This window comes from Flavobacterium caeni, assembly GCF_900101895.1.
GTDB classification, from domain to species: Bacteria; Bacteroidota; Bacteroidia; order Flavobacteriales; family Flavobacteriaceae; genus Flavobacterium; species Flavobacterium caeni.
The window spans coordinates 284,114-305,598 of the sequence record NZ_FMVF01000004.1; the positions used below are offsets into that span (position 1 = coordinate 284,114).

The following is a 21,485-nucleotide window of genomic DNA, read 5'->3' on the forward strand; positions in this document are numbered from 1 at the left end:
CCCGTTCTGATGAGCGGGATTTTTTTTTGATTCAGCTTATTTCTTGACGATCTTCAACGTCTGCTGTTTTTGATCTGATTGGAGCCTTACGAAATACAATCCGTCCGGCAATCCCGCAAAGTCTATTTTAAGGTTATTTTCGTTTGTTCTTGTTGAACGCACGAGCTTACCCGACCCATCGGTCAGCGTCAGCTCCGTGACGTCGGTGATGCCTGACACATATAAAAAATCAGAAACCGGATTTGGCCAAGCCAAAAAACCGCTGTCGGCAAACCCGGTGGCATCCAGCACGGTAGTCGACGTGGCCAGCTCGCCACAACCCTCCGGTGATCGAACCACAATGATATGATCGCCTCCGCCGACGTTTGTAAACACGGGACTCGTTTGGAAAGCACCACCGTCTATGCTATAGTCATACTGAACAGCCGGAAACGCACTGACCGTAATGGTGTTTCCGTTTACAACCACGTCGATCGTAAGCGGAACGAAAGCCACTTGGAGCGCAAAACTCGCAATCTCGAAATTGCCCGATAACAAGTCATTTCGACGCACGTAAATCACCTGACCGTCGAAGCCGTTGAAATTTAAAATCGGTGTGATGGCGCCGTTTTGCGTTTGTGCGCCGGCGAACGACTCGTAGAATTCAAAGGTGTAGTCGGGATTTCCACCACCCCACGAAATGATTTGCAACGACAAATCAAAGTTTGCAAAGCCATCGCCATTGAAGTCGCACGCCAACAAATCGCTCAAACCACCGCCCATCGGCGATTCAGGTACACAATCCGTATCAAGGGCCACATTAAAGTCAAGCGCTGCAAAACTATTTGTCTGTGCAACCAAAAAAACGAGGGCGAGTAATAATTTTCTCATAGATTCCGATTTGATGATTGTGATTGAGTTGTTTCGAAATTAAATATATACCACTATTTCAAATACAAACAATGGTTGTAATAATCAATAATTGCCTTGCCCGCCATGAGCGGGATTTTTTACGGATTATCGCTTGACGATCTTATGCGTTTGGGTTTGATCTGGACTCGAAATTTTTACCAGGTACATGCCTTGCGACAAACCAGACAAGTCGATCGTGGCGTTGCCATCGAAGGTTTGTGTACGAAGCGTTTTGCCGAGCAGGTCGGTAATTTGCAATGTTGCCGAAATCGGCTTTGAGGTCTTCAAATGGAGTACGTCGGTCACGGGATTCGGGAATACCATCGTTTGGCCCGCCGTGAAAGTCGCGTTGCCCAACGTCTCGACAAATTCGGTCTCGAACGTATTGGTCGTGATCGCCGGATTGAAATCGAAGTAAATGTCGGCCGAATTCGGGATGATGTCGCCCACGGCGTAACCCGGTTTGGGCTTGATTTCGAATGTCACGTAGCCGTGTCCGGTGTTGGTGCCTTCGACCGACGGGTCCAAATGGATCCCGTCGAACCGCCAGACCAATTGGTTGCCCGTGCGTGTCATTACGTAATTGTGGCTGGCGTCGAGCGTATGTGCGGTGGTTTCATCGAGCTGGCCGTCGAGTTGGTCTTCGATCCGAATGTCGATCGCATCGACATTGCCGGTGTTTTCAAAACGGATTGTGTAGGTCAGGAAGTTGTCGGTCGAAAAGTCGGCATGTACGATTCTGGGTCCGTGGCTTTCGGATATGTCGTTCGGGTCCCAGGAATTCCCAACCGTTTGAGAAACGGAATCCTGGTTGTTCTCCAAATTAATTTCGTTCGGAGACGTCACCATTCCTGCCACAGACGAAACCAATTGGTCCCCTATGGCGATTGTTGGGACGGGAGGTGCCTGGAGATGCACGTAAAGTGTCCGCATCTCTCCGGGTTGCAAGTTAAAGAACGGATACTGGAAACCTGTAGGTGTGGCGACAGCGCCCGCCGGAATTTCGGTTAGGCTCAAATGCGCGTCAGGGTTGTAATCCAATGTCCCTGAAACAATCGGGACATTTCCATAATTCCCGAATCTGATCTGATGCCATGACGCAAAACCCGGACGGATTCCCTGCTGTCCAGCAATCCACGCGTAGAAGTTTGTTGTAGGTACGTAGGATACTGGAAAAAGATACGTGGTGATGCCCGAGCCCTGTTGTACCGTTACGTCAAAATTGACGTTCGCTACATAATGCTGTGTCAACCACGGGTGGATCACCATTGTTAAATGATACGTATTCGAAGGGTTGCTTTCATACAATGTAAATGCGTTGCCCGCCACCTGAACCTGATGCGGGTTGCCGCTGCCGTTGATTTCATATTGGAACGATCCGACGTAGCCGCCGGAAATGAAATTTTCATCGGCGTCCATGATACCATTGAAGTTGCTGTCGAAAAATGCAGACATCCGAATACCGTCGGGCGCGTTTAGGAGGGTGACCGCCTGTGCATTGGATTCCATGGTTTCTGCCCCAGCCAATGCGTCGGCCATCGCGTAATGCGTCACCTGGTTGACGTTGATATCTTCTTGCGTCAGGGAGTAAGAAGCCGTAAACGTGGTTGTGTCGGTCGCGCCAGGCAACATGGTCGCAATCGGGCCGCCCTGTATACCGAGTGTCGCCGATGAAACAGTCACATTGGTTAGCGTGTCTGGCGCGCTGTTGTTGATTGTAAATTGGTACTGGATCGTATCGCCCACATCGGTAATGCCGTTGCTGTTGCTGTCTGTTATCGCGCCGCTGAATGCCAGGTTGAAATCGCAGGTCGGGTCTGGCAGGTAGTCGTAAATATAATATGTCGATATTTCTTCAAAGTCAACCAATGCAAAAAAAAGTACACCGGTTGGTACATTGGTAAATGTCGCGGTCGGGAAGAATTCGTCTACAGCCGATTGCCCTGCCAAAACACCGTCGCTGTAAAGATAAACGTATAGGCCGGATTCAGAAATATCGAAGTCGCCAATAGTAATCGTGGCCGTCGGATTTGTACAGGTTGGCGGTGTGGTGACCGTAATTGTCGGGTCGCTGATCGAAAGCCAGTTGTCGTTGTAGACAGATACGTGGGCCGTGGTACAGTTGTTCGGGTTGGCGATTTCGCAAATCTCATAAGTCAAATGCGGATTGTAGATTCCGACTACAGGTGAGGCCTGTACCGAGCCATCGGGTAAAAGCACCAGGCCCGGCGAAGCTTCGATTTGTGTCAACGTCACGTTGGCCAACGTTGCAGGGCTGCCGTTGAGCAAATCGTTCGCCAAGACGTTGGGGATGGCGATTTGCGCGCCTGGGATTTCGTCCAAAAAGGCATGGTCGGGAATGGCCAAAATTTGCCCAGTAATTTGTTGCACAAAAAACAGAAAACACCCGATAGGAAGGAGTAATTTTTTCTTCATAAGCTAAACGGTTAATAAACAAACACTTGCCCTGCAACCAAATATACCACTATTTCAAATACAAACAATGGTTGTAATAATCAATAATTGCCTTGCCCGCCATGAGTACGTCGGCGCCGATGATGCCCGCCACGGGTTTGGCCTTGTGCTCGATGAGCGCTTGGTTCACGTGCGACAGGTCGAAGATCACGACATGGAAGTCGCTGTTTTTCCAAGTCCCGATTTGCAACCGGTTGTTGCGCGCGAGTTGCGTAAACATGCCCGTTGCGCCCGCACCCGCGGCCTTGGTCTTTGAATGTCCGGCGGTGAGCCCAAATACCGAAACGCCCGAGAAGTCGACGCAACTGTTCGAGGCTCCCGTGTCGAGGATGAAATCGCCCGAGATGCCATTGATCTTGGCCTTGATGAGCAAATGCTGCGTACGTGTGACGCGGAATTTGATTTTGCGGTAGTGTTCGTTTTTGAGGATGTCTTGCAGGTGTTCCATAAAGCCAACGGCGAACCTCAAAAATAAGCTAAAAATTCAAGCCGATACCAATAAATCGACGGGCAAGCCGTATTTTTGTGCCTCAACGACTACCATGATCACCGATACCCATACCCATTTGTACAGCGAGGCTTTTGCCGACGACCGAAACGCGATGATGCAACGCGCCCTCGACGCCGGCGTGACGCGATTTTTTGTACCCGCCATCGACTCGGGTTATACCCAGGCCATGTACGACCTTGAACAGCAATACCCGCACAACGTGTTTTTGATGATGGGTCTGCACCCCACACACGTGCAACCCGAAACGTTCGAAGCCGAACTGGCGCACGTAGAACGCGAACTGGCCGCGCGCAAATTCTATGCGGTGGGCGAAATCGGGATCGACCTGTATTGGGACAAAACCACGCTCGGCATCCAGCAAATTGCGTTTCGTCGCCAAATCCAACTGGCAAAGCAATACAAGCTTCCGATTAATATTCACTGCCGCGACGCTTTCGACGAAATCTTTGAAGTGCTCGAATCAGAAAAATCGCCCGAACTCTTTGGGATTTTCCATTGCTTTACGGGTACTTACGAGCAGGCGTTGCAGGCCATTTCGCTCGGGATGAAGCTCGGCATCGGCGGCGTGGCCACGTTCAAGAACGGCAAGATCGACCAGTTTTTGAACCAAATCGACCTGCGTCATATCGTGCTCGAAACCGATTCGCCTTACCTGGCACCCGTACCGTACCGCGGCAAACGCAACGAAAGCAGCTATGTGGTGAACGTCGTGCAAAAACTGTCCGAAATTTATGGGCTTGCACCCGAAGAAATCGCGCGCACCACGACCCAAAATTCACGCGACGTCTTTGGGATTTAATCAAAATTTGACACCCGATTTCGGATAAATTTTGTTCTTTTGTACATCTTAACTAACCAGAAATGCAAAAATTCGACGCGATTCGTCCGTACTACGATGCCGAGGTGAACCAAGCGCTCCAACGCGTGGTCAACCATCCGATGATGAAGGCGCTGATGGATTTTAGTTTCCCCGACCTGCCCGACCAGGAGTGGAAGGACCACCTGACCCGAACCCATTCCATCCGCGACTTCCAGTGCAATTTCCTGTACCATTCGGTGCAGCGCGTGATCGAACGGTCGTCGGACGGGTTCACGACTTCGGGTTTCGAAAAGCTCGAGCCCAACACGTCGTATTTGTTCATCTCGAACCACCGCGACATCATTCTCGACACCTCGCTGCTCAATGTGGCGTTGTTCGAGCACGGGCTTGTGATGACGGCGTCGGCCATTGGCGACAACCTCGTGAAAAAGTCGTTTTTGCTGGCCCTGTCCAAACTCAACCGGAACTTTCTGGTGCAACGCAATTTGCCGCCACGCGAACTGCTGATGAGTTCCAAATTGATGTCGGAGTACATCGCTCAGTTGTTGTTGCGCGAGAACCGTTCGGTGTGGATCGCCCAACGCGAAGGTCGTACCAAGGACGGTAACGACATGACCCAGCAAGGCGTACTCAAGATGCTCGCGATGGGCGCGGGCGACGACAACCTCATGGACTATTTCAAGAAGGTCAAGATCGTGCCGGTGTCGATTTCGTATGAATACGACCCCACCGATGCGCTCAAGATGCCACGTTTGATTGCCGAGGCCAACAACGAGATCTACATCAAGGAAAAGAACGAAGATTTCATGACGCTGCTTTCGGGCATCATGGGACAAAAGAAACGCATCCACATGCATGTGGGCGACATACTCGATACCGAAATCGACGGTATTGCGCGCGAATTCGACAACAGCAACAAACAAATCCAGGCGCTCGCGCAGGTCATCGACGATGCGATTTTGTCACACTATAAGTTGTGGCCGACCAATTTTATCGCCTACGACCTGTTGCACAACACCAACCAATTTGCCGACCGCTATACCGAAGAAGAAAAAGCGTTGTTCGAACGACGGCTCGAAATCCGGATTGACGAAGACAATCCCATAGCCTTCCAAGGGTTTTTGGCCATGTACGCCAATCCGGTCATCAACAAAATGAAGTACGAAAATGCAGTCTAAGCCGCGCATTTTACTGATCTACACCGGCGGCACCATCGGGATGATGAAGGATTTCGAGACGGGTGCGCTCAAGGCGTTCAATTTTGCGAAACTGCTCAATAAAATCCCCGAACTCAAACAGCTCGATTGCGACATCGAGACCATTTCGTTCGAGAACCCCATCGATTCGTCGAACATGAACCCTTCCAAATGGGTCAAGATTGCCGAAATCATCGAAAGCAATTATGCGCCATTCGACGGGTTCGTCGTGCTTCACGGTTCCGATACGATGTCCTATTCGGCGTCGGCGCTCAGTTTCATGCTCGAAAATTTGGCCAAGCCCGTTGTGTTTACGGGATCGCAATTGCCCATCGGCGATTTGCGTACCGATGCCAAGGAGAACCTGATCACGGCCATCCAGATCGCGTCGTTGCAGCACAAAGGCAAGCCCGTCATTGGCGAGGTGTGTCTGTATTTCGAATACAAATTGTACCGCGGCAACCGCACGACCAAGATCAACGCCGAACATTTCAACGCGTTTGCATCGCCCAACTATCCGCCATTGGCCGAATCGGGCGTACACCTCAAGGTCAATGCCGATCCAATCCCCGGCAAGACCGCTGGCAAGAAGCTCATCGTGCACAAAGAAATGGACGACCATGTGGTGGTGGTCAAGATGTTTCCGGGCATCAACCAACAGGTGCTGTCGGCCATCCTGAGCATCCCGAACCTCAAAGGCATGGTGCTTGAGACCTACGGGTCGGGCAACGCGCCCACCGACGAATGGTTCGTATCGGCGCTCAAAAAAGCCATCAAGAACGGGCTGCATGTGGTCAATGTGACGCAGTGTTCGGGCGGGAGCGTGAGCATGGGGCAGTACGAAACCAGTACCGCGCTCAAAAAAATAGGCGTGATTTCGGGCAAGGATTCGACCACCGAGGCGGCCATCACCAAGCTGATGTACCTGCTCGGGCAGCAAGTCGCGCCCAATGTGTTCAAGACGATTTTCGAAACGTCGATCCGCGGCGAACTCTCCTGATGCATTTCTCCAAGACCCGTATAGCGCCAACGCCCAGTGGTTTTTTGCACCTCGGCAATGTCTATTCGTTCGCGATCACGGCGGCCGCGGCCCAAAAATACGGTGCGTCGCTGTTGCTGCGTATCGACGACATGGACCGCGACCGCGTACATCCAGAATACCTTGCCGATGTTTTCCAGACGCTTGCTTTCCTTGGAATTTCGTACGACGAAGGCCCGTCGAACCCCGCCGATTTCGAGGCGCATTATTCGCAACGCCACCGCCTGTCTTTTTATGAGGTGCTGCTTGGCCAACTCGTCGCTACCGGAAAGGTCTATGCGTGCAGTTGTTCGCGCAAGCAAATCGAGACCGATTTTGGCGGCGTATACCACGGCGCGTGCCAACACAAAAAGATCGCGTTGGACACCCCCGGTGTCGCGTGGCGTATCGATACAAGCCAGGCCCGACCCATTTTGGTGCGCGCGCTCGACGGTTCGACGACAATCGCAGCGCTGCCAGAGGGCATGCATCATTTTGTCGTACGCAAAAAAGACGGATTTCCGGCTTACCAGCTCACTTCGCTGGCCGACGATCTGTACTTTGGCGTCGATTTGATCGTGCGCGGACAAGACCTTTGGCCGTCGACACTCGCGCAGTTGTTCCTGGCCGGTTTGCTCGGCGCCGATGCATTTTTATCGGCCACCTTCCACCACCACGAATTGCTGACCGATGGCCATGACCGGAAACTTTCGAAATCGGCGGGCGATACGTCTGTTTTGCATTTTCGGAACCAAGGTCTCACCGCTGCGGGCTTGTATTCGCGCATTGGCAGCACCATTGGCAAGCCGATCGAAAAGCCCAAGGATTTTTCTGCGCTGATTCCCGACTGAAAGTTTTACTATTCCCGATTTTTTCACGTCATTTGCACCCTCAAAGAGAGGTGGCCGAGTGGTCGAAGGCGCACGCCTGGAAAGTGTGTATGCTCCAAAAGGGCATCGAGGGTTCGAATCCCTTCCTCTCTGCTATTAAAAACCGTAATTAATTGTTTTTCAATTGGTTGCGGTTATTTGTTTTCTAACAAAGTCAATATTTAGTCAATAGACTCCCGTCAATGGAAATAATCGACTTTAGAAATGCACAAATAATGGAAGTTGGACAAGAAGAAATATTGCCAATTTTGAATTACTTGCAACGGCCAACCAATTCGTTTTCGGTTGAAGAAAGATACATTGTCGTTTCAGAACTACTCAAAGCAGTTCAGTCGTCGGATTTGCTCGAAACCGTATTGAAATTCCTTTTTTCGAATAAGATGTTGACTGAAACCTCAATATCTCGAAAAATAAAAGCCGACTTCGCCAACTTTTCATTGCCTCATAACACCGCCGCTTTTTCGGTTCTTAGCCTATACGAGTACTTTTTCAAAATGTCGGCTTGGCTCGAAGATGCCACAAAAGCAAAAGGCGGAAACGCAACAACTGCATCTTTCCCTTCATTGCAAATCAGGGCAGATAAAAATTCCTTCTCACATAATCTCGATGAGATTCGGGAGTATTTTCGTCGTAAGATGACGATCTACGCGGCTCATTTCGACAATGAAAAATCGTTGCCGGAGCGTGAGCGACATCTGAAAAAGCTGATTGGTTTCTTAGCGGAACTTGCCTATGAAGATAACACCACGTTCTATGACCGAGATTTAGACTATCTTAGAAACAAGCTTGCAAGTTTGACCGAAGATAATGATGCAGTTCAAAAGAAATCGGCTGTACACATTTTCTACGGAATTGGAGAAGAAGTTTTCGACCGCATCGCATCGCAAATCGAAAAGAGCGAAGCGAATCTCTCGCAAATATACCGACGGATGTTCGAGGACAAACTCATTCATTGCAAGGCCGAAAAGTTCCGGGATTGGGTCAACGAAACTTTTGACCTCGAAATTGGGAAAATCAGGGTCAAGAAAAGTAAACCTTCGGAACTCGATCAACTGTATTTGACTGTTTACGAACTTTCAAAACGCCGGAAATACCTTTAATTTCAAGCGGTTACTTTCTTTGCCCGTAAAAGGTCAATTTTCCGCCTTCTAACGGGCATCGGCATTTTTCAATTTCGCACTCATAACCTTAAAATTATACGTTATGAGTACTTATCACTACTTACCTCTTGACCTTTCAGAAGTCAAAGCCGAAATCAACGCGGCAGTTAAAGAAGCCTTTGCAGAACTTGAAAAGAAGCAATCTGCAAAACCCGTCGATGACGAAATCTACACATTGGCTCAGGCGGCCAAGAAACTCAATGTGTGTATCAAAACGCTCAACAATTGGCGGAATGCAGGACTTATCAAGTCAGGAAAAGTCGGGTCGCGCGTTTACATCAAACATTCCGACATCGAATTGTGCATCGTAGCGTTGAACAGCAAAAAATCCCGGCCATGATCGATTTAGTTAGAAGCCAGGTTCGGGATGTTCAACTAATCGACTACTTGCGCCAACACCCGAAACTCGAATGGGTGAGCAATGAGGACAAGTTCAATCGCTTCGATTTCGAAGTCGTTAAAACAAAGCACGTCCGGCAATTCAAGGGCATTTTGTTTCGGTTCTTTGACGATAGACTCGACATCATTTTCAAGCCCCATTTTTACTTCAACGACGACCGTCATAATGCCAATGACTTTTCAATGAACAGTAGTATCACAACAATACTTGAATTTCAGCGGACATTTCAGGTTGACTTACAACAATTTCCCGTGTTCGGTTTTGAATACGGTGTTAACGTGATTTCGCCTTTGGACGTGAAAGATTTGATAACATACGCTTATGCTCACGATAGGAACGAATTTCGAAATGATGCCGACTTGGGCTTTAGTAAGCGAAGTTTCAGTACCGATAAACGCGGTAAGGCCAATACATATAAAACTGTGAAATTCTATGCGAAAGGCATTCAACAAGTCAGCCATTGTCATCCCGACACGGTACGTTTTGAAATCAAAAGCCAAAGCCGGAAGTTTATTAGGCAGCTTGATATTGTCACGATGTACGATTTGACGAAGCCGGAAGTTTATGCAAAATTGGCTGAAAGTATTATAGAAGAATTTGACGCGATGCTCATTCTCGATGGTTCTGCTGATACTTCGAGGCTTTCTGCCTCAGACCGATTCAAATTAACCAATTACCAAAACACGATGACATGGTATCGAATACTTCAACAGCATCGAAACGCTTTCTCTCGCAACAAGAAAACTTACCACGACTTGCTTGATAAAACGGGAACGCATTTGAAAAGACAATTGTCAATAGCAGTTCAGTCAAAACTCTACGAACTGACCGAAGCATCAGTGGGTGAGCAAGTGCAGATTCCAATATAATACGTTGGAATCTGCACCATTTGTAAGACTATCCCAAATAAGCAAAAAAAGGATAACGGGCAGAGGTGTACAGATTTTTAAGAATCCCAACGGTATATGACTTGCAGAAGGTAAAACCTGAACAAGCAGTTTTATTTTTTTGTCGGTTTTTTTTGAGGTAAATCGATGCCTTTGAAAAATTCTTCTAAACTCACACCGAGTACCGTGCAAATCTTAATCAGCGTCTTCAACTCAAAGTTCGCGCCGGTCTCCAAACGCCAATATGCTGAACGGCTCATTCCTAAGTCGAAGGCGATGTGTTCGTAGTTCGAGTAGCCCTTTTCTTTACGAAGTTGTTTCAGACGCTCTGCAATGGCGTTTAGCTCAGGTGTATCGAGATTTTCCTTGTTTTCCATCAGTCAAATCTCAATAAAAGGTACTTTTTTTGGTACTCTATAATAAAGTACACTATAAAATAGAATTTTATTTATATTTGCTCGTAACCAATTTATAGCCAGTATGAAAAAAATCCTTCTCATTGCGCTCTGTGCGCTAACCTTTGCTTGTTCAAGCAGCGACGACAGTTCTCAACCCACGGTACCGAACACTCCATCGGAAACGCAACACTTATCCGGTCGTTGGAATCTTAGCCACAAATCCGTAAATGGTCAAATCCAAGCCATTAGTGATTGCGAAGACCAGTACAACTATTACCAATTTTCTGCCGACGGCGGCGCTATCGTTGGAAAGTTTCGTATGTACCAAATCGGCATGACCAATTATTGCGAACAATCTACCACAGAAGGCGAATACGAAATAGAAAACGGCGTGATGACCTACACCAAATCGTCCGGGTACGTTTCGAAATACAACGTGATTAGCGCGAATGATTTGACTATCAAACTCGAAATGTTCTACTACACCACCAATCTCGGCGAAGTAAATGTACCGCAAAACGAACGGGTTATCGAAATTTGCAATAAAGCCGAGTAATATGGAAACATTAACAGAAACCGATTTTGGTATCGTAATCAACGGAAAGTTTCATAAGATCGAATGGGTACCCGAACTTATCGATTCACTTTCCAAAAAGGTCATGAACAATATCATTGAAAAGATTGAAGAACAACTAAAGAATACCCCCACTAAACAAGTGGTCGCTGAGCGAAATTACAAGGTTCGACAAGTGGCAACGATGACACAAAAATCGGTTGCTACAATTACAAACCATTGTCGAATCGGATTACTGAAGGCAAGCAAAGTAGGTAAGTCTTGGTTAATAACAGAAGAAAACTATCTCAGTTACAAAAACAACGTCTATGACCCAAATCAAGTTATCCGAGGCTGAACGTAAAGCGCTAATCCTTAAAATCATTCGCTATATGAATGTGAACCCAGCCTACCGCGAACACGTAGAAAAGACATTGCTCAAACGCACTTATCATCGGTTCAGCAATGAATCGCAAGCCTAATAAAACGCCGTCAAAAAAAGTCGAAAATTTTGACGGCGTACTTATTATATCGCCCCCATACCCCAAATTCAAAACGTTTTCCGTCAGATCGAAAATTCTAAATCGACGGGTACCCTACCGAATGTTGTGAGATAAAAATGTGTTTAAATTGGTGAAGTCTTAGAACCCGAAAACATTAGTCAAATTTACATTTCTGTAATTAAAAACATATCAGTTTCGTTTGCGTACGTGCGCGTGTGCAAATTTTGACAGCCACGCAATCACGCTTACAGCATTATTTAATAAGCTTTTCTTAGCATATCTGCGAACTCATCAGGTAAATCGCTGTGCTCGATTGCCTGTGCCGCTTTTTCCACGTCGTAATCGACCCGAACGAACTCAACTTTAATACTGTCCTTTTTGAAAGCACTACTGCATTTGTCAAAAGTAACTATTGCGTAGCAAGCTTGCGGCTTTCCATCTTTCGGCTTTCCAACGGAACCCGCGTTTATCGCGTGAAAATATCGCTTGCTTGCACCGCCGTCGGAAATGATACGATGGTAAGGCTTGTGCGAATGTCCGCAAATCAATATGTCGGCAGCTGTATCTGTGAAAATGGCCGCATAATCTTTCTCCGGTTTGTCTTCAAGTAAGTATTCGGTATTGCTGTAAGGGCTTCCGTGAACCATTAGCAACACAACGGTTTCATTGCTGAATTTAAATTCCAATCTGATAAAGGCCGGCAATGTCGATAGGTATGTGACCAAATCTTTCTTAATCATGAGATAGGCCAAGTCGGCCGGATCGTTGGAGTTTCGTTGGTCTTGAATTTTTACGGCTTTTACATCATGGTTTCCCGCAATGGTCGGAATGCGCCGCTTTTTGATTTCGGTAATAATTGCATTCGGCCATACATTGTAGCCCACAAGGTCGCCCAAACAGTAAATCGCGTCAATATTCTGCTTTTCAATATCTTTCATCACTTCCTCGAAAGCCGGAAAGTTTGCGTGGATATCAGATATGACCGCGATTCTCATTACTTGTTTACTGTATAATACTTGTCCCTAAACCAAAATGCCAGGTTCACCAATGCAATCAGAGCCGGGACTTCGAAGAGTGGCCCGATAACGCCTGCAAACGCTTGTCCGCTATTGATTCCGAACACGCCGATGGCAACGGCAATCGCCAATTCAAAGTTGTTCCCGGTCGCGGTAAAGGCTATTGAAGTACTTTTGGAATAGTCTGCACCAAAGTATTTCCCGATGAAGAAGCTGACAATGAACATCACCGCGAAGTAAATCACCAAAGGAATTGCAATCCTGATTACATCCATTGGAATCTGCACAATCAGTTCGCCTTTCAAGCTGAACATGATTACAATCGTAAATAGTAAGGCGATGAGAGTAATCGGTGAAATTGCCGGAACATATTTGGTTTTGAACCATTCTTCGCCTTTGATTTTAATCAACACATAGCGGCTGATTATTCCGAGCGCAAAAGGAATCCCCAAGTAAATCCCTACGCTCTCCGCGATTTGCCCAATACTAATATCGACGACGAAACCTTCATAGCCAAAATATGGAGGTAGTATCGTAATAAATACGTATGCATATACGCTGTACAGAAATACTTGGAAAATACTGTTGAGCGCAATAAGGCCAGCCGCATACTCCCGGTTTCCGTCGGCGAGGTCATTCCATACTACAACCATAGCGATACATCTTGCCAGTCCAATCAGGATAACCCCAATCATGTATTCGGGATAGCCTTTGAGGAAAAGCAATGCCAATAAAAACATCAGGATTGGGCCGACAATCCAATTCAGGAACAATGACGCGCCAAGTACCTTCGTATTGGTAAAAACCTCGCCCATTTTGCTGTAATTCACTTTGGCCAAAGGCGGGTAAATCATCAACATCAGTCCGACGGCAAGCGGGATGTTAGTGGTGCCGCTCGAAAACGAATTAATGAAACCGCTACTCGATGGCAAGAAATAGCCGAGGGCTACGCCGAGAAGCATAGCTGCAAATATCCATAGCGTTAAAAACCTATCGAGAAAACCTAACTGTTTTCGTTCGACTACTGGAGCACAATTGTTTGCCGACATATTTTATTTGTTGATTTGGGAGAAAACGTAGAACATTTCAGTTGCTATCTGCAAACTGCGCTCGCGATACTTATCAGCTTGCTGAGGTGTACCGTCGAAAGCTTTCGGATCGTCATAGGTAATCGGGATGCGCTTTTCGGCACCGGAAATGAACGGACAGCCGCCGTCTGCCTGTGAACACGTCATTATAGCAGCAAATTCGCGTTCAGGATTAAAATCGTCGTAATAGGCTTTGGAAAATCCGATTACGGGATGTTCATTTCCTGAGAATTTGATTGCGTACACGGGATTGGTTCCGTCGGCAAGGTTCTGAATCTGGAAACCGGATTCTGTCAGCGTTTCTGCGACCTTCGGAAACAGCGCAGTTGCTTCGGTACCGCCCGAATAACAAAAAACTTGTCCGATTCCGTAATGCGTTGCGGCGGTCTGTGCCCAAACTTGCGAAAGATGGCTTCTTCTTGAATTGTGCGTACAAATGAAGTTTATACGTATTTCTTGATTTCCGAGTGCCTTAGCTTGCACATAATCTATAAGTGGCTGTAACGCGGCTTTGCGTTCTTCTGCGATGGCTCCAAAGTCAAAACCACTCACAACATCAATAATTTCAGGAAACAAAATGTTCTGTGTTGTCATTTGGTCAAAGTTTAGATTAGCAACAGCCACCGCCCGGTGTACAGCATGAAGCTTCTTTTGTCATTTCAGATAAACTTACTTTTTGCTTTCCTTCGGGAACGCCGCATTGTTCATTGGCTAAACAGGCAGTCTTTTTGCTGAGCAATATGAAATCGTTCCCGTCGAAGCCCAAATCGTATTTTCCGATTGTCCCTGATTGGTATTCGACTTCGATTTCCAAATCTTCCATTCCCAAGACTTTTTCAGAAAGGGCGATAATATTCATCAACTTTTGTGGCTTCAAGCGATGTTCGTAATCGTTGGCATCCCACAGTTGGAAGTTTGCGACTTTCTCGTCACGAACAGTTCCTCCGCAATCAATGAAATGCTTTGTAATGATCCCGACTTCGGTTACGTGGAAATGTTCGGGAACGAAAGTATTGTCTTCCAATTTGAAATTGACCGCTTCGAGTTCGGCCAAATGGTTTTTGATTTCTGATAATTTCATGATAATCTGTATTTAAAGTTTAACAACATTCTTTTCTTTTCTTGTCGAGGTGATCCGTAATGTGTTGGAAAAAGCCTCTGATTTTCTCGATTCCCGGCTCATTGATGCAGTAGCATATTGCGGTTCCTTCGATATTGCCTTTTATCAACCCGGCGTTTTTCAGCTCCTTCAAGTGTTGGGACACGGTAGGTTGCGCCAATGGTAATTCGTTTACAATATCACCGCAAATACACGTATCAACTTTTATCAAGTATTCCATGATTGCAATACGCGCCGGATGCCCTAACGCTTTTGCGATTACTGCGAGTTCATTTTGTTCTGCTGTGAAATGATCTGTTTTAGTTGCTCCCATTGTAATATATTTATATTGCAATATTACGATATAAATTTAAATTGTTATCAATAGTTCAAATATTTTTTTCGTTTGTTAGGAATGAACCGGAAATCCTTCTGTTGCGCAGGTAAAATGCCCCCGAAAAAAGAGTAATTATTGTTTAAAAGAGCGCCCTCGGGCGCTCTTGCTTTAGGGTATTATCAATAATTGACCATCAACCCGACACCAAAATCCATATCGCTATCATAATGAACCCTCGCACTGAAGTTTTTGGCTAAAATGTATCTAAGGTCAGCCATATATTCGCGGTCGGTGTTTACCATTAAGCCTGCACGAATCCTCGGCGATATAGGAATATCTTCACGCATCAGCTGAAAGCGCACATTTCCGTCATGATAAACCTCGCCTTGTAGCGTGACGAGCATTGGTAACGTATAAGCAGCTCCGACGCTCACTTGTGCCCGCTTGTCTTTGGTATTGACTTGCCCAAAAAGATTTTTTTCGGATTCGCCGTGTTCCATGTCACGATAACGGAAATCAAAACCGATGAAAGGCATGAACCATTGCATTCGCCCAATGTAACGCCCTATATGCGTCTCCGATTCATAGCCGTGCATATCGTTATATCCCAAGCGCCATTCCGATGTAATGTTCCAACGTGTATTCGCTAACATCGCCATCCCGTCGTTCCCGTTCGTGGCAAAATCATTTTCAGCCATAAGGTGGAACTCGCGATCATCCGAATTTAAGCCGCGTCGAGCGACTTTTGCATCGGGAATTTCAGGATTGACCGGCGAATCCTCATAGCTGAACACCCGTCCCATACCACTCATCATGTGATAAAGAATGTGGCAATGGAAAAACCAGTCGCCTCCGGGTTCGGTCGCAGCAAATTCTATCGTATCGCGTTCCATAGGCATTATGTCGATGATGTTTTTCATCGGCGAATAATCGCCCTGCGAGTTGACTACGCGGAAGTCATGGCCGTGCAAGTGCATCGGGTGTCGCATCATGCTGTTGTTGAACATGATAATACGAAGGTTTTCGCCTTTTTTGATCAGTATGTTGTCGGTTTCAGAAACAACCTTGTTGTCAAGGCTCCAAACATAACGATTCATATTGCCTGTAAGCTCAAAACGCAGTTCGCGCCAAGATCCTTCGGGAAGGTTTGTTTTTTGGGGTGCGCGTAGCATTTCGTAATTAAGGGTTACAATCTCTTTGCTCGCATTGTCCATTTTTGACATGTCGTGACCGGCATGGTCATTTTGTTTTTTTGGTGTTTTCTCTTTCGACTCCTCTTCACCAGTTATCTCCGGGTACATGACGGTGTTCATGTCCATGATTTGGTTTTGCATTTTCATGCCGTCCATTTCGATCATGTTGCCTTTCATGTCCATCATGTCGTTCATCATCTTCATGCCTTCGAAATATTTCAATCGCGGTAATTTTGTAGCCGAAACTTTTTCTCCGCTACCGAGCCATAAAGAGGCCGATTTTGTTCTGTCTTCAGGCGTGACTAAAAACTCGTAGCTTTTATTTTCGGGGATGGTCACTACCACATCGTAGGTTTCGGAAACCGCAATCAGCAAGCGGTCGACTTCGACCGGCTCGACATCGTTTCCATCGCTGGCGACGACTGTGATTTTTCCACCGGCATAATTCAGCCAAAAATTCGTTGAAGCACCACCGTTAGCTATTCTCAGCCTAATTTTGTCGCCGGCTTTAAATTGTGGGTGTTCATCTTGGTTTTTGCCGTTAATCAAAAATGTATCATAGTAAACGTCGCTCACATCCATTGCGGTCATGCGCTTCCACTCATTGGTGACTTTCGTGCCGAAATGCCCAGATGCGATTGCCTCAGTATAACTTTGAGTCGTTCCCTTCTTAATGGCAAACCAATCGCTTGCATTTTTTAGCCTGCGATGGACTTCTTCGGGTTTCATATCTGTCCATTCGGCAAGCAGAACCGGAACTGTTGGAATATCCCATTCCTCGCGTTTGTTCATGATAAACATTCCGTACATACCGATCTGTTCTTGTAGTCCGCTATGGCTGTGATACCAGTGTGTGCCGTGTTGTACGATTGGAAATTTGTAAAGGTATTCCGCGCCCGGCTCGATTGGCATTTGCGTCAGGAATGGAACACCATCCTCACTGTTTGGAAGAAAAAGCCCGTGCCAGTGCAGCGACGTTTCTTCTTTTAAATGGTTATATACGTGGATTTCAGCAGTGTCGCCTTCGGTGAAAGTCAGGGTAGGCATCGGAATCTGACCATTGACGGCTATCGCCCTTTTTTTCTTTTTGCCAAGCATTACGATTGTATCGCGGACGTGCAGGTCATAACGAACCGTACGCGGTGGTTGCGACGCTTTGACAGTTTTGACGATACCCAAGTTCTTTTTTGCAGTGCTAATATTGCTGCTGAGGTCGTCCGTCGGCGTATTCATGCTTTCCATGTCATGATGGTCATGACCTTCGGCCTTAGTTGTTTTCGTATTTTCAACAGGCTCCGTCTTATCGCTCGCTTTTTCTAATTTCATACCACATTTTGGGCAATTTCCGGGCTTGTTTGAAACCACTTCGGGATGCATCGGGCAAGTGTAGGCCGTCTCAGCGTCTTTTTCAGTTTTGGTTGTGGGTTGACTTTTTGCTTTGTCAGCTTTAGGTTTAGCATTGGCTGGCTTGGCTTTGATTTTCTCCTTGACCAAATTCATTCCGCATTTGGGACATTTGCCGGGCTTGGAAGAATGGATTTCAGGGTGCATCGGACAAGTATAACTCACCGACTGCGTTTCCGCCTTTGTTGTTGGTGTTGTATGCCCTTCATGCTGTGCATTTGTAGTTATGCTGAACAATATCAGTATAAGGATCAGAATGTTTTTCATGTTTCAATTGTTATGGCCAATGGCCGTTTTGAATGACTAAAGATTTATAATTTTAACGTCCTTAACCGCAATGAGTTTACAATAACGGATACGGAGCTGAAAGACATCGCCAATGCGGCAATCATAGGAGACAACAGTATTCCGAAAAACGGATATAGTACACCTGCCGCGACGGGTACGCCCAATACATTGTAAAAAAAGGCGAAGAAAAGATTCTGCTTAATATTTTTCATGGTACCGTGGCTGAGTTCCTTGGCTTTTGCAATGCCTTTCAGGTCGCCTTTGACTAAAGTGATCTTGGCACTTTCTATGGCAACATCAGTTCCGGTTCCCATCGCTATGCCTACATCGGCTTGGGCTAATGCGGGAGCATCATTGATGCCATCGCCTGCCATCGCAACCATTTTACCCTGAGATTGCAGGTTCTTTATTTCGAGCATTTTATCTTCGGGCAAACAATTTGCCTTGTAGGATGAAAGATTGAGTTTTTGTGCGACCGCGCGGGCTGTATTGTCATTATCGCCGGTAAGCATAATCACTTCGACTTTCAATTGCTGTAACTCCCTAATGGCATCGGCACTGGTTTGCTTTATGGCGTCAGTGATTGACACGAAACCTACGGCAACTGTATCAACCGCTATGTAGGAAACAGTTTTTCCTAACTTTTGCTCGGCAATGATTTTGCTTTCCAATTCATCTTCTATTCTCACGTCCAACTGTCGCATCAGTTTAATGTTGCCCAATGCAACTTTTTTACCGTCGAGGGTACCTGTCACGCCCATTCCGGTAACGGATTCAAAGTCCGTGGCTTCCAAAAGTGAGACATTTTTCGACTTGGCATAGTTTACCACTGCCGATGCCAATGGATGGGTGCTGTACCTATTCAACGACGCTATGGCCTGTAAAAGACCATTCTCGTTATTGTGCGATGAATAAACCTGTTCCACCGATGGTTTGCCTTCTGTTAGTGTTCCTGTCTTATCGACAATCAAAACGTCCACCTTATCCATTTTCTCCAACGCTTCGGCATTCTTTATCAAAATTCCTTCTTGTGCCCCTTTACCGACGCCAACCATGACAGACATAGGTGTGGCCAATCCGAGCGCACACGGACACGCAATAATCAGGACTGCTATGGCATTGATGAACCCATAGACCAAAGCGGGTTGTGGGCCGAATTTAGCCCAAATAATAAACGTTATCACCGAAATGGCAATCACGGTCGGTACAAAATATTTTGCAATGCCGTCGGCTAATTTTTGAATGGGCGCTTTGGAGCGTGAAGCATTATTTACCATTTGAACGATTTGCGACAACAAAGTGTCTGCACCCACTTTTTCAGCTACCATGACAAACGTTTTGTTCCCGTTTATGGTTCCGGCTATGACAGCATCACCCGCCTTTTTGTCAATTGGGATCGGTTCGCCGGTAATCATGGCTTCATCGATGTGGGTTTCTCCTTCAGTGATTTTCCCGTCAACCGGAATTTTTTCGCCGGGTTTAACACGCAACATATTTCCCGTTTGGATGTCGTGGATAGATATTACTTTCTCTTCTCCATCTTCAATTATAGTGGCCTGTGTTGGTGCCAGTTTGAGCAGTTCCTTGATTGCTCCACTGGTTTGCGTGTGTGCCCTGGCTTCGAGTAATTGTCCAAGCAACACCAACGTAAGAATGACCGTTGTTGCTTCAAAGTACAGCATTACCGTTCCGTGCTCAGTTTTAAACTCGCTTGGAAACAGTGAGGGCAAGAATAAGCCGACCAAGCTGAATAAAAAAGCGACACCTGTACCGATACCGATAAGCGTAAACATGTTCAAGTTCATGGTAACGATCGACTTCCACGCGCGGACAAAAAATGTCCAGCAAGCATAAAAAACGACCGGGAGCGAAAGAAGCAATTGTACCCAATTCCATTTTGAAGCATCCATGATGGCCAGTAGCGGATTATTATGCATCATTTCGATCATCGCAATCGCAAAGATCGGCGCAGTGAACAACACCGCAACCTTCATCTTACTGAGCAAATCGTTGTAAGTTTTTTGTTCTTCGTCGCCGGGCTGCGTCGGAACCAAGTCCATGCCACAAATAGGACACGAACCGGGAGCGTCTTGAACAATTTCTGGATGCATCGGACAGGTAAAAGATTGTGAACTTGCTTGAATCGTTGCCTCTTTCACCAAATCCATTCCGCACACCGGACACTGCCCCGGCTTGTCATAGTGTTTATCTCCTTCGCAATGCATCGGGCAATAGTATTTCCCTTCAGAACTGTTTCGGTGTATATTAGGCGTATGTGGCGTGGCGTGTGAGTGATGCTCGTTGCCGCCCGCATTCGCCATTGTGATTGTGTATTTCCCTGCTCCGTCCAACGCTTTTTGAAGTTTTTCCGTTGCGACATGGTCTTTCATGGTAATCGTTGCGACTGGTGGTTGTAACGTAACCTCTGCTTTAACGCCTTCGATGCTGTTTAACGTGTTCTCCACTTTTGTACGGCACCCGTCACAATGCATTCCGGCAATGTCATATTTATGCGTCATGGATAAAAATTTAAGGTTTGCTGTTTTCCAGTTCTTGAATCTTCGCTTTCATCTGTTCTATTTCGGCTTGTTGGCTTGAAATAATATTTTTAGCCAGTTCTTGGATTTCGGGATCAGAGAGTTCGGCTTCTTTGACCATCAGAATGGCGGCCGCATGGTGTGGAATCATCGACTTCAGAAATTCCTTATCGCCAACCAAAGCTTGCGTCCTTATGGCAAAAAAGAAAGCAACCAACGCAATCGCGCTGGCTGCTATTATGGTAACATTGGCTTTCCTGTTTTTATACATTGCGCCCATCACCAAGAGTTCGATTATCACCATAGGCATCGTCATTAAACCTGCCATGTAAAATTGATTGACGTTTGGGATTACGTTATCCAGTCGGTCAACCATCGCATACATCAGAATGTACATGGCAATGAAAGAAAGGATGGTCATTATCAGTAATTTTCTGTAATGGTGCATTCCCTCCTGTCCGTGCTTGCTATGATTTTCCATAATCTTATTTTTTAACGGGTTCGGTTAACGCCATTCCACATTTGGAACATTCCTCGCCTTTTTTTCCTTGAACTTCGGGATGCATCGGACAAGCATAAAGTTCGGCTACCGGTGCTTCTGATTTAGTAGTATCGATTGTAACAGGCGCAGCGCTTTCGGTTGTCGTAGAATCAATTTGGTTGTTGTTTCCTGTAGTGCTTTTTGAATTGCAAGCAACCACTGAAGAAATTGCGATTGATAAAAAGATGATTGTTTTCATAATAAGTCGTTTTAATGTGAAGCCCGATCATTGGGCAATATTTTTTTGTTTTCGTTAAAAATGTTCGACTGCGTGTCGTTG

The 21,485-nt window shown here is 46.4% G+C and carries 22 protein-coding genes and 1 tRNA gene; 10 read left to right on the forward strand and 13 right to left on the reverse strand.

What is annotated here, in order from left to right; genetic code table 11:
• Nucleotides 1-36: 36 nt before the first annotated feature.
• From BLP55_RS05235 to BLP55_RS05245, 3 genes are all read right to left on the reverse strand, one after another.
• Nucleotides 37-870 (reverse strand): T9SS type A sorting domain-containing protein, encoded by an 834-nt coding sequence (locus tag BLP55_RS05235; RefSeq protein ID WP_091141268.1) that lies wholly within the window; start codon nt 868-870, stop codon nt 37-39.
• A gap of 126 nt (nt 871-996) precedes the next feature.
• On the reverse strand, nt 997-3,327 hold the full coding sequence (locus tag BLP55_RS05240; protein WP_091141269.1) for a T9SS type A sorting domain-containing protein: 2,331 nt from the start codon (nt 3,325-3,327) through the stop codon (nt 997-999).
• A gap of 49 nt (nt 3,328-3,376) precedes the next feature.
• Entirely contained in the window at nt 3,377-3,814 is a 438-nt protein-coding gene (locus tag BLP55_RS05245; RefSeq protein ID WP_091141270.1) for a retropepsin-like aspartic protease, read from the reverse strand.
• Nucleotides 3,815-3,908: 94 nt separating this feature from the next.
• On the opposite strand from BLP55_RS05245, the gene BLP55_RS05250 reads away from it, so the two are divergent.
• The 8 genes from BLP55_RS05250 (at nt 3,909) to BLP55_RS05285 (ending at nt 10,230) form a co-directional block, all read left to right on the forward strand.
• A complete protein-coding gene (locus BLP55_RS05250) occupies nt 3,909-4,676 on the forward strand; it encodes a TatD family hydrolase (protein ID WP_091141271.1) in 768 nt (255 codons plus the stop codon).
• Between the two features lie 62 nt (nt 4,677-4,738).
• Nucleotides 4,739-5,875: a 1-acyl-sn-glycerol-3-phosphate acyltransferase gene (locus tag BLP55_RS05255; protein WP_091141272.1), complete on the forward strand. Its 1,137-nt coding sequence runs from the start codon at nt 4,739-4,741 to the stop codon at nt 5,873-5,875.
• Nucleotides 5,865-6,893 (forward strand): asparaginase, encoded by a 1,029-nt coding sequence (locus BLP55_RS05260; protein WP_091141273.1) that lies wholly within the window; start codon nt 5,865-5,867, stop codon nt 6,891-6,893. The genes BLP55_RS05255 and BLP55_RS05260 overlap by 11 nt, the downstream gene beginning before the upstream one ends.
• Entirely contained in the window at nt 6,893-7,762 is an 870-nt protein-coding gene (locus tag BLP55_RS05265; protein WP_091141274.1) for a glutamate--tRNA ligase family protein, read from the forward strand. Before BLP55_RS05260 ends, BLP55_RS05265 begins: the two co-directional genes overlap by 1 nt.
• A gap of 44 nt (nt 7,763-7,806) precedes the next feature.
• A tRNA-Ser gene (locus BLP55_RS05270) sits at nt 7,807-7,894 on the forward strand.
• Between the two features lie 89 nt (nt 7,895-7,983).
• Nucleotides 7,984-8,901 carry a hypothetical protein gene (locus tag BLP55_RS05275; protein ID WP_091141275.1) on the forward strand — a complete coding sequence of 306 codons (918 nt, stop codon included), beginning with the start codon at nt 7,984-7,986 and terminating at the stop codon, nt 8,899-8,901.
• Nucleotides 8,902-9,004: 103 nt separating this feature from the next.
• A complete protein-coding gene (locus BLP55_RS05280) occupies nt 9,005-9,301 on the forward strand; it encodes a helix-turn-helix domain-containing protein (protein ID WP_091141276.1) in 297 nt (98 codons plus the stop codon).
• Nucleotides 9,298-10,230, forward strand: coding sequence for a hypothetical protein (locus BLP55_RS05285; protein WP_091141277.1), 933 nt, complete (start codon nt 9,298-9,300; stop codon nt 10,228-10,230). Before BLP55_RS05280 ends, BLP55_RS05285 begins: the two co-directional genes overlap by 4 nt.
• Before the next feature lie 131 nt (nt 10,231-10,361).
• Here the strand turns inward: BLP55_RS05285 and BLP55_RS05290 are convergent, their stop codons facing one another.
• The gene (locus tag BLP55_RS05290) at nt 10,362-10,625 is read right to left on the reverse strand and encodes a helix-turn-helix domain-containing protein (RefSeq protein ID WP_091141278.1); all 264 of its coding nucleotides are present in this window, start codon (nt 10,623-10,625) and stop codon (nt 10,362-10,364) included.
• Nucleotides 10,626-10,728: 103 nt separating this feature from the next.
• Here BLP55_RS05290 and BLP55_RS05295 point away from each other — a divergent pair, with 103 nt between their 5' ends.
• Together BLP55_RS05295 and BLP55_RS05300 are read left to right on the forward strand one after the other, a co-directional pair.
• A complete protein-coding gene (locus BLP55_RS05295; RefSeq protein WP_091141279.1) occupies nt 10,729-11,202 on the forward strand; it encodes a lipocalin-like domain-containing protein in 474 nt (157 codons plus the stop codon).
• 1 nt (nt 11,203) lies between these two features.
• Nucleotides 11,204-11,557 (forward strand): helix-turn-helix domain-containing protein, encoded by a 354-nt coding sequence (locus BLP55_RS05300; RefSeq protein ID WP_091141280.1) that lies wholly within the window; start codon nt 11,204-11,206, stop codon nt 11,555-11,557.
• A 402-nt stretch (nt 11,558-11,959) separates the two neighbouring features.
• Here BLP55_RS05300 and BLP55_RS05310 read toward each other — a convergent pair whose 3' ends face one another.
• The 9 genes from BLP55_RS05310 to BLP55_RS16790 all read right to left on the reverse strand — a co-directional run bounded on the left by BLP55_RS05310 (nt 11,960) and on the right by BLP55_RS16790 (nt 21,404).
• The gene (locus BLP55_RS05310; RefSeq protein WP_091141282.1) at nt 11,960-12,697 is read right to left on the reverse strand and encodes a metallophosphoesterase family protein; all 738 of its coding nucleotides are present in this window, start codon (nt 12,695-12,697) and stop codon (nt 11,960-11,962) included.
• The gene (gene arsB / locus BLP55_RS05315) at nt 12,697-13,767 is read right to left on the reverse strand and encodes an ACR3 family arsenite efflux transporter (protein ID WP_091141283.1); all 1,071 of its coding nucleotides are present in this window, start codon (nt 13,765-13,767) and stop codon (nt 12,697-12,699) included. Before arsB ends, BLP55_RS05310 begins: the two co-directional genes overlap by 1 nt.
• Nucleotides 13,768-13,770: 3 nt before the next feature.
• Nucleotides 13,771-14,400 carry a low molecular weight phosphatase family protein gene (locus BLP55_RS05320; protein WP_170826792.1) on the reverse strand — a complete coding sequence of 210 codons (630 nt, stop codon included), beginning with the start codon at nt 14,398-14,400 and terminating at the stop codon, nt 13,771-13,773.
• Between the two features lie 16 nt (nt 14,401-14,416).
• On the reverse strand, nt 14,417-14,887 hold the full coding sequence (locus tag BLP55_RS05325; protein ID WP_091141284.1) for a DUF6428 family protein: 471 nt from the start codon (nt 14,885-14,887) through the stop codon (nt 14,417-14,419).
• A 19-nt stretch (nt 14,888-14,906) separates the two neighbouring features.
• The gene (locus BLP55_RS05330; protein WP_091141285.1) at nt 14,907-15,239 is read right to left on the reverse strand and encodes an ArsR/SmtB family transcription factor; all 333 of its coding nucleotides are present in this window, start codon (nt 15,237-15,239) and stop codon (nt 14,907-14,909) included.
• Between the two features lie 182 nt (nt 15,240-15,421).
• A complete protein-coding gene (locus tag BLP55_RS05335; RefSeq protein WP_091141286.1) occupies nt 15,422-18,106 on the reverse strand; it encodes a multicopper oxidase domain-containing protein in 2,685 nt (894 codons plus the stop codon).
• Nucleotides 18,107-18,150: 44 nt separating this feature from the next.
• A complete protein-coding gene (locus BLP55_RS05340; RefSeq protein ID WP_091141287.1) occupies nt 18,151-20,646 on the reverse strand; it encodes a heavy metal translocating P-type ATPase in 2,496 nt (831 codons plus the stop codon).
• Nucleotides 20,647-20,656: 10 nt separating this feature from the next.
• On the reverse strand, nt 20,657-21,145 hold the full coding sequence (locus BLP55_RS05345; RefSeq protein ID WP_091141288.1) for a DUF305 domain-containing protein: 489 nt from the start codon (nt 21,143-21,145) through the stop codon (nt 20,657-20,659).
• 4 nt (nt 21,146-21,149) lie between these two features.
• The gene (locus BLP55_RS16790) at nt 21,150-21,404 is read right to left on the reverse strand and encodes a heavy metal-binding domain-containing protein (RefSeq protein WP_139149609.1); all 255 of its coding nucleotides are present in this window, start codon (nt 21,402-21,404) and stop codon (nt 21,150-21,152) included.
• Between the last annotated feature and the right edge of the window lie 81 nt (nt 21,405-21,485).

Bases quoted from the DNA above. Each gene is read 5' to 3' on its own strand.
- BLP55_RS05235 (WP_091141268.1), bottom strand. From the start codon at position 870: ATGAGAAAATTATTACTCGCCCTCGTTTTTTTGGTTGCACAGACAAAT.
- BLP55_RS05240 (WP_091141269.1), bottom strand. From the start codon at position 3,327: ATGAAGAAAAAATTACTCCTTCCTATCGGGTGTTTTCTGTTTTTTGTG.
- BLP55_RS05245 (WP_091141270.1), bottom strand. From the start codon at position 3,814: ATGGAACACCTGCAAGACATCCTCAAAAACGAACACTACCGCAAAATC.
- BLP55_RS05250 (WP_091141271.1), top strand. From the start codon at position 3,909: ATGATCACCGATACCCATACCCATTTGTACAGCGAGGCTTTTGCCGAC.
- BLP55_RS05255 (WP_091141272.1), top strand. From the start codon at position 4,739: ATGCAAAAATTCGACGCGATTCGTCCGTACTACGATGCCGAGGTGAAC.
- BLP55_RS05260 (WP_091141273.1), top strand. From the start codon at position 5,865: ATGCAGTCTAAGCCGCGCATTTTACTGATCTACACCGGCGGCACCATC.
- BLP55_RS05265 (WP_091141274.1), top strand. From the start codon at position 6,893: ATGCATTTCTCCAAGACCCGTATAGCGCCAACGCCCAGTGGTTTTTTG.
- BLP55_RS05275 (WP_091141275.1), top strand. From the start codon at position 7,984: ATGGAAATAATCGACTTTAGAAATGCACAAATAATGGAAGTTGGACAA.
- BLP55_RS05280 (WP_091141276.1), top strand. From the start codon at position 9,005: ATGAGTACTTATCACTACTTACCTCTTGACCTTTCAGAAGTCAAAGCC.
- BLP55_RS05285 (WP_091141277.1), top strand. From the start codon at position 9,298: ATGATCGATTTAGTTAGAAGCCAGGTTCGGGATGTTCAACTAATCGAC.
- BLP55_RS05290 (WP_091141278.1), bottom strand. From the start codon at position 10,625: ATGGAAAACAAGGAAAATCTCGATACACCTGAGCTAAACGCCATTGCA.
- BLP55_RS05295 (WP_091141279.1), top strand. From the start codon at position 10,729: ATGAAAAAAATCCTTCTCATTGCGCTCTGTGCGCTAACCTTTGCTTGT.
- BLP55_RS05300 (WP_091141280.1), top strand. From the start codon at position 11,204: ATGGAAACATTAACAGAAACCGATTTTGGTATCGTAATCAACGGAAAG.
- BLP55_RS05310 (WP_091141282.1), bottom strand. From the start codon at position 12,697: ATGAGAATCGCGGTCATATCTGATATCCACGCAAACTTTCCGGCTTTC.
- arsB (WP_091141283.1), bottom strand. From the start codon at position 13,767: ATGTCGGCAAACAATTGTGCTCCAGTAGTCGAACGAAAACAGTTAGGT.
- BLP55_RS05320 (WP_170826792.1), bottom strand. From the start codon at position 14,400: ATGACAACACAGAACATTTTGTTTCCTGAAATTATTGATGTTGTGAGT.
- BLP55_RS05325 (WP_091141284.1), bottom strand. From the start codon at position 14,887: ATGAAATTATCAGAAATCAAAAACCATTTGGCCGAACTCGAAGCGGTC.
- BLP55_RS05330 (WP_091141285.1), bottom strand. From the start codon at position 15,239: ATGGGAGCAACTAAAACAGATCATTTCACAGCAGAACAAAATGAACTC.
- BLP55_RS05335 (WP_091141286.1), bottom strand. From the start codon at position 18,106: ATGAAAAACATTCTGATCCTTATACTGATATTGTTCAGCATAACTACA.
- BLP55_RS05340 (WP_091141287.1), bottom strand. From the start codon at position 20,646: ATGACGCATAAATATGACATTGCCGGAATGCATTGTGACGGGTGCCGT.
- BLP55_RS05345 (WP_091141288.1), bottom strand. From the start codon at position 21,145: ATGGAAAATCATAGCAAGCACGGACAGGAGGGAATGCACCATTACAGA.
- BLP55_RS16790 (WP_139149609.1), bottom strand. From the start codon at position 21,404: ATGAAAACAATCATCTTTTTATCAATCGCAATTTCTTCAGTGGTTGCT.